Annotated in this window: 8 protein-coding genes; 4 read left to right on the forward strand and 4 right to left on the reverse strand. The window is 63.9% G+C overall.

Features of this window, described 5'->3' with window-relative positions:
* The first annotated feature begins 600 nt into the window (after positions 1–600).
* A complete protein-coding gene (locus tag ABF821_RS19250; RefSeq protein ID WP_415531252.1) occupies positions 601–1,095 on the forward strand; it encodes a hypothetical protein in 495 nt (164 codons plus the stop codon).
* A 71-nt stretch (positions 1,096–1,166) separates the two neighbouring features.
* On the opposite strand, the gene ABF821_RS19255 is transcribed toward ABF821_RS19250, so the two are convergent.
* The gene (locus tag ABF821_RS19255) at positions 1,167–1,592 is read right to left on the reverse strand and encodes a hypothetical protein (protein WP_415531246.1); all 426 of its coding nucleotides are present in this window, start codon (positions 1,590–1,592) and stop codon (positions 1,167–1,169) included.
* A 194-nt stretch (positions 1,593–1,786) separates the two neighbouring features.
* Between ABF821_RS19255 and ABF821_RS19260 the strand changes: the two genes are divergently transcribed.
* Positions 1,787–2,245, forward strand: a complete 459-nt coding sequence (locus ABF821_RS19260) for a GNAT family N-acetyltransferase (RefSeq protein ID WP_415531247.1) — start codon at positions 1,787–1,789, stop codon at positions 2,243–2,245.
* 12 nt (positions 2,246–2,257) lie between these two features.
* Here ABF821_RS19260 and ABF821_RS19265 read toward each other — a convergent pair whose 3' ends face one another.
* Positions 2,258–3,178 carry a LysR substrate-binding domain-containing protein gene (locus tag ABF821_RS19265; RefSeq protein WP_415531248.1) on the reverse strand — a complete coding sequence of 307 codons (921 nt, stop codon included), beginning with the start codon at positions 3,176–3,178 and terminating at the stop codon, positions 2,258–2,260.
* Positions 3,179–3,297: 119 nt separating this feature from the next.
* Here ABF821_RS19265 and ABF821_RS19270 point away from each other — a divergent pair, with 119 nt between their 5' ends.
* Complete coding sequence (locus ABF821_RS19270; RefSeq protein WP_415531249.1) at positions 3,298–4,167, forward strand: pirin family protein; 870 nt, start codon at positions 3,298–3,300, stop codon at positions 4,165–4,167.
* 50 nt (positions 4,168–4,217) lie between these two features.
* On the forward strand, positions 4,218–5,108 hold the full coding sequence (locus tag ABF821_RS19275; protein WP_415531250.1) for a pirin family protein: 891 nt from the start codon (positions 4,218–4,220) through the stop codon (positions 5,106–5,108).
* A 240-nt stretch (positions 5,109–5,348) separates the two neighbouring features.
* Here ABF821_RS19275 and ABF821_RS19280 read toward each other — a convergent pair whose 3' ends face one another.
* Positions 5,349–5,648, reverse strand: a complete 300-nt coding sequence (locus ABF821_RS19280; RefSeq protein ID WP_415531251.1) for a LysR substrate-binding domain-containing protein — start codon at positions 5,646–5,648, stop codon at positions 5,349–5,351.
* A gap of 102 nt (positions 5,649–5,750) precedes the next feature.
* On the reverse strand, positions 5,751–6,230 hold the full coding sequence (locus tag ABF821_RS19285) for a DUF2840 domain-containing protein (RefSeq protein ID WP_182974615.1): 480 nt from the start codon (positions 6,228–6,230) through the stop codon (positions 5,751–5,753).
* Positions 6,231–6,327: the final 97 nt, after the last annotated feature.

The raw sequence follows: 6,327 nt of genomic DNA on the forward strand, positions 1-6,327 counted from the left end.
GGGCTGGCCGGCCGTGCAGGCACCAAGGGCGAGAAGGGCTGCCGTGAGCGGAGGCAGGGCACGCGATGTGTGGCGAGACAGGAGCGGCATAAGCGGCTTGAGCGACATGAGCGGCAGAGTCTCCTTGGATGTCCGTTGCGGTTCGGGATGAGGGGCCGTGAGGCCGGACCGCGTTTTGAAAGCGCCGTTGCCGGGGGCTGGCGCGACCGGGCTCCAGGTCCGTGACGGACGCCCTCCGTGCTGACGATCGGTACCATGATGATCGTGCGGGGCGTGGAAGGCAATGGCGAAGTAAAGACGTAATTCTTTCGTTAAGATATTCGTCGATCCGGCTGTCATGAGATGGCCAGAAGGTCTGCAACAATGCGTTTCATTGAAAAAGCGACATTCTGTGCCCGGCCTGGGCCTTGCATCGACTGGAAAGAGCGCACTAGGTTCGTGCGATAGAGGCGCCGTGCGGGGCGTGGGCCGATTGATTATGGGGATAATCCAGGAATGAACTGTCGCACTCTGTGTCTGCTCGCGGTCTTTTCGCTTCCTCTTGGGCTGAGCGGGTGCGGATATATGGATTCCCGGGCGGCTCACAAGGCGCAGATCACCATGATCGGCATGACATCCTACGACCTCCAGGCCTGTGCGGGACTGCCGGCCGCCACCAAGCAACTCAATGATACGACCCAGATCTTCATTTATACCGGAACGCATCCGCAGCCGAACTATGGCGGTTCCACATTGATTCCGGTGGGGGATATCGCCACGACGATCGCGCAGTTCGGCGGCGGTGGCGGGACGACCTGCACCGCCGTGATCCGCCTGGATCATGACCGGGTGTCGGACGTGCATTATGCCGGCGATAACGACGAACTGGTGGGAACGGATGGAATCTGCTCCATCATCACCCGTGGATGTGCGCGCCAGCCCGAAGGCACGATGAAGAGTTCAGCCGGTGGCATCTTCGGCCCGGTTTCGGCCTTCCATCCGCCGACCACGCCGAACCAGTCGACCTCCGCCACCTATTCCGCGCAATCGGGAACGGTCGTTGCCAATCCGGACAAGAAATCGTCCGATCCGGTGATCGTGCCCCGGACGCAGTGAAAATCGCGCGGTAGGCCGCGCGACTGTTCGTAACGGCGGTTCGGCCGAGACTGCCGGGCCGCTCGTGTGGGTTATCGTGTCGATCCTGTCGCGCTGCGGTGGGGCGGCATGGCTGCCGCCGGGTGGGGATTGATCCGCCCGATGGCCTGGGCCTGGGCCTGGGTCTGGGCCTTGGTCGTGACCCAATGCAGTTCCTTCTCGGCTTCCGGGACGCTCAACGTGCCGGCATCGACATCCAGGCCGATGCGCAGGGAGGCGAGATCGACCTGTGAAATCAGGTCGTAATTGGTGCCGACCGCGCTCGGGCCATATCTGAGATGGGCGTTGGTGATGCAGGTGAACCGGTCGTAGGCGGTGCCCTTCCTGAACGGGTAGCGGGCAAAACACCGGGAGACGGCTGTATGCAGGTCGCCTTTGCCCTGGTCATCATCCGTACATCCGGCCGAGAAGGCGCAGAGCACGATAACGGCGAGTATGTGCCTTTTCCCGTTGAGCATTATCTGTTCGCCGCGATACGCGTCGAGATGGGGCGGGTAAAACATTCGCGGAATAAAGAAGACGACGAAGACGCGGAGATCATATTCGATATGCGGGTATGGGGTTCGGAAGGGTATATGAGGGTATCAGGGATAGCATCGTGAAACCAACACGTCCTCGGAACGGGCGAACGAAAACATGAGCGCGTAGGGAAATGACGACCTGTCCCGTGCGTGTGCTGCGCAGCGACGACATTGATGCCGTCGCGCGGCTCTGGCGTGAGAGTGCGCTTTCTATCGGCGTCGAAGCCGACATCGTGTCGGACGTGGCGGAATATCGTGAGCGCCTCGAAGCGGAATGGAAGCGGGCGTGGCGCGTCTATGTGGCGTGTGATGCATCCGGCATCGCCGGGTTTATGGCGTTCGAGCCGGAGGCATTCTGGCTGCGGCAGCTTTTTGTGGACCCGGCGCGGAAGGGGGCGGGCATCGGGAGCAGTCTGCTCGATGTCGCCAAACGGGAGATGCCCGAGGGGTTCTGGCTGCGCACCAGTGTGGCGAATGGTGCGGCCCGGCGCTTCTATGAAACGCAAGGGCTGCGCAATATCGGCGAATTTCCGCATGAGCATTGGCCTGTGACGATCGTCCGCTATCAATGGTCTCGCGAGTGCCTGTAACGGTTCGGCTTGTCAGGTTTCCAGAACATGTGACGCATCCTGCCGCTGGGCGGCGCATTCTGCGGCCAGAAAATCGATCAGCGCGCGCACGGCGGGGGATAGTCCCCGGCGGGAAGGAAAGACGGCATGTACGATGCCGGCACGCGGCCGCCAGTCGGGCAGGGCCTGGAGCAGTCGGCCCTCCTTGATGTCGCGCCAGACCATCATGGTCGGAAGCTGGACGATGCCGGCGCCCGCCAGCGCGGCTTCACGCAGGACGGCCATGTCGTCGGTGGCGAGGCGGGGCGTGTGGAAGATCGTTGCCGTCTGACCGTCCGCGTTTTCGAGAAGCCATGAATGGCTGGCGGGCGGGGTGTTGAAATCGAGGCTCGGCATCGTGTTCAGGTCGGCCGGGGAGGCCAGGGGGGCTGCGATCAATGAGGGGGCGGCAACCAGGCACTGCGTGCTGGTGTCGAGCACGCGCATGATGAGGTTTTCCGATTGCAGCGGCGGGAAGCGCACCCGGATGGCGAGATCGAACCGGTCCTCCAGCAGATCCACCCGCCGGTTCGTGCTTTCGAGGCTGAGGGTGACGGCGGGATAGCGCATGATGAACCGGGCCAGCAGCGCACCGAACTGGATGGTCAGGAGCGAGACCGGGCAACTGAGGCGGATGATGCCGCACGGTTCGGCATGATGCCGGGCGACCGATTGTTCCGCGGCGTCCGCCTCTTCCAGGACGACCACGCACCGTTCGTAGAAGCCACGCCCAGCCTCGGTTACCGAGAAATGGCGGGAGGACCGCTGGAGCAGCACGGTATCCAGCCGTTCTTCCAGCAGCCGGACCCGGCGGCTGAGGAGGGATTTCTGGAGGCCGGTGGCCTGTGCGGCGCGCGTGAAGCCGCCGTGGCGAACGACCTGCACGAAATAATAGAGATCGTTGAGGTCCTTCATCGTCTTATGAATAGGACGCACCGTTCGCTGGGGCAATCTTTGTGCGCGGGCGGGAGCGCCCCATCTTGCCGTCATGCGGGGGCGTCGCTGTCGGAGCCCCGTCGATCGGGAGCATGGCAATGCAGAAGACGATTCTCGGCCGCTACGGCAATGATCGCGGCCATTGGGTGGGGGACGGCTTTCCTGTCCGTTCCCTGTTTTCCTACAGCGCGTTCGGCGCGCATCTGAGCCCGTTCCTGCTGCTGGATTATGCCGGGCCTTATACGTTCGGCCCCACGGAGGCGCGGCGTGGTGTGGGCGAGCATCCGCACAAAGGATTCGAGACGGTGACGATCGTCTATGATGGCGAGGTCGAGCACCGCGATTCCTCGGGCGGCGGCGGTGTGATCGGGCCGGGTGACGTGCAGTGGATGACGGCGGGGAACGGCATCCAGCATGAGGAATTCCATTCGGCCGACTATGCGCGCGCGGGCGGTGCGTTTCGCATGGTGCAGTTGTGGGTGAACCTGCCGGCCGCGGACAAGGGGGCGCCGGCAACCTACCAGACGCTGCGCGCGGCCGATATTCCGGTTGTTTCTCTGCCCCATGATGCCGGCACGCTGCGCGTGATCGCCGGGGATTACGGGACGGGGCATGGACCGGCGCGGGTGTTCTCGCCGTTGAATGTGTGGGACGGCACGCTGCATGCGGGCGCGCAGGTGACGCTCGACCTGCCGGTCGGGCACAGCACGGCGATCGTCTCGCTGGAAGGACGCCTGGTCGTGAATGGCGGCATGGAACTGGGGAGCGCGCAGTTCGCTCTGCTCAGCCGGGAGGGCGCGGAGGTGACGTTGCAGGCGACGGAGGCGGCCAGCTTTCTTGTCCTGACCGGACAGCCGTTGAACGAACCGATCGCCGGCTATGGCCCCTTCGTGATGAACACGCAGGAGGAGATCCGCCAGGCGATCGAGGATTTCAACAACGGACATTTCGGCGGGATTGCCGCCTGACCGGGCGGGCGCTGCCGGCCCGGTCGCGCAGCCGAAGGGGAGACTGTACCATGATCGAGATGATGATCGAACAGCGCCGCCGCAGTCTGGGCGGCGGGCTGGAAGTGGGGCGCATCCTGCCCTTCGCGCGGCGACGGATGGTTGGGCCTTTTATCTTTTTCGACCATATGGGGCCGATGGATATCGCGGCGGGGGTCGATCGCAGCCTCGATGTGCGGCCGCATCCGCATATCGGGCTTTCCACCGTCACGTACCTGTTTTCGGGGGAAGTGATGCATCGCGACAGTCTGGGGTCGGAGCAGGCGATCCGGCCGCAGGAGGTCAACTGGATGACGGCCGGCAGCGGGATCACGCATAGCGAGCGGTTCGAGAAGGCGCGTGCGGTGGGGGACCATCTGCATGGCATCCAGGCATGGGTCGCGCTGCCGAAGGGTGATGAGGAGGCCGCGCCCTCCTTTTCGCATCATGAAGGGGACGATCTGCCGCAATGGGATGCGGCCGGCGTGCGGGGGCAGCTTATTGCGGGGCGGGCCTATGGGCTGACCGCCGCGGCGCGGACACATTCGCCGCTGTTCTATGCGCATCTTGAACTCGCGGCCGGCGCGCGGGCGGAAATTCCGACCGTCTATCCGGAGCGGGCGCTTTATATCGCCACCGGAGCGATCGAGATCGACGGCGAGCGGTATGAGGCGGGGCGGATGCTGGTGCTGGGGGCCGGGGCCTCATCTTTCCAGGCCCTGGCGCCGACGACCGCGATGGTGCTGGGGGGCGAGCCTGTCGGGGAACGGTTCCTGTTCTGGAATTTCGTCAGTTCCTCGAAGGCGCGGCTGGCGCAGGCCGCCGAGGACTGGAAGGCCGGGCGGATGAAACTGCCCGAGGCGGACCATGACGAATTCATTCCCCTGCCGTCGGGCGACCCGTCGCCGCCGCCGATGTCCTGAGAGCCTGACCGCGAATGCGCGCTGGCGGCGTGTCCTCCGCGCGTTTCCTCCGCGCGTTTTCTGGGCTTCGGTGCTCGTGGCCATCAAGGCCACTCTGCTCCGATGCTCGGAAACACACGCCGGGCGCGGCCCGATACGGGCCGCTCTCGCTCGCCAGCCCACATTTGCGGTCAGGCTCTGACAGGCCCTGACGCGGCTGACGTGCGGGAGACGGCGCGCTTTCGGTTCAGGAATTGACCGTCAGCGCACCCGTCGGCAGTTGGGTGGATGTTTTCGCGCGCGGCTTCGGGGGCGAAGGCGCGGAACGCCGATGCGGATGGCGACATCCAGACCCTCTTCGATCAGATCAAGGTTACGGTCCGACAAGACCGGGGTGGCCTGAATGTTTTCGAACCGTGCCAGGAAATCGGACGGTACTGGTGCAACGTGGTGGCGCCCGAATGTCGCCGGCGCCGTGATACGGAGCATGCCGGAGGGCTGATCCGCCTCATGCGTGGCGGTCCGGGTTAGGGCATCGTATTGCGCGATGAGGTTCCGCAATCCGAAAGACTGTCGTGCTAGGATAGCGTCTCGCCATGGTTGTGCAAAACAATGACCCTGCCGGGATGACAGCGAACGAAAGGTCGCACCGATGATGACGCTCTACGGCATGCCGTTTTCGGGCCATGCCCGATGCCGTGCCTTCGTGTAGGCGTCGGGCTGTTGTCGCGCCTCCAGTCGCTGGTGCAGGTGACGCCAATAGTCGGGGCTGACCTCGGTCGGGTCGATATCCTGCGCCTCGACCGTATCGATCGCTTCCAGCACGCGCTGGACGCGCGGCCATGAACTCTGGTGCAGCAACACCTCGCCACCCGGTTGCACGCAGGGGACGGTCTGGTAGTCTTCGCCGGAGCCGACCGTGCGCACGATGTCGATGTGCGATTCAACCGTTCCGTATTCGTTAGCGGCCCAGAGAACGAAGGCGAATACGTTGTCTGGGGAGAAGCTGAGCATGCGCCGCTGACGGTCGAGGATCGTGTCCGCGATCGGCCGCCCGAAGCGCAGCCAGCGTTCCACCACCTTCTCGATCCACGTCACTTCGACCGTCGTAATCAGCACCGGAAGGTCTCTAGATATCGCCATTTAACTCCTTGCGGGCTAGTTCTTGGCACTCCATATTTTCCGCGTCGTCCGACACTGCTTAACAGACACGGAGGATTCCAAAATGCATTTTTCTCGT

Origin of the sequence: Gluconacetobacter sp. (assembly GCF_047721585.1) — a bacterium.
GTDB classification, from domain to species: Bacteria; Pseudomonadota; Alphaproteobacteria; order Acetobacterales; family Acetobacteraceae; genus Gluconacetobacter; species Gluconacetobacter dulcium.

Excerpts from the sequence above, each read along its gene's own strand:
- ABF821_RS19250 (WP_415531252.1), top strand. The coding sequence starts at position 601 with ATGATCGGCATGACATCCTACGACCTCCAGGCCTGTGCGGGACTGCCG.
- ABF821_RS19270 (WP_415531249.1), top strand. The coding sequence starts at position 3,298 with ATGCAGAAGACGATTCTCGGCCGCTACGGCAATGATCGCGGCCATTGG.
- ABF821_RS19255 (WP_415531246.1), bottom strand. The coding sequence starts at position 1,592 with ATGCTCAACGGGAAAAGGCACATACTCGCCGTTATCGTGCTCTGCGCC.
- ABF821_RS19275 (WP_415531250.1), top strand. The coding sequence starts at position 4,218 with ATGATCGAGATGATGATCGAACAGCGCCGCCGCAGTCTGGGCGGCGGG.
- ABF821_RS19260 (WP_415531247.1), top strand. The coding sequence starts at position 1,787 with ATGACGACCTGTCCCGTGCGTGTGCTGCGCAGCGACGACATTGATGCC.
- ABF821_RS19285 (WP_182974615.1), bottom strand. The coding sequence starts at position 6,230 with ATGGCGATATCTAGAGACCTTCCGGTGCTGATTACGACGGTCGAAGTG.
- ABF821_RS19265 (WP_415531248.1), bottom strand. The coding sequence starts at position 3,178 with ATGAAGGACCTCAACGATCTCTATTATTTCGTGCAGGTCGTTCGCCAC.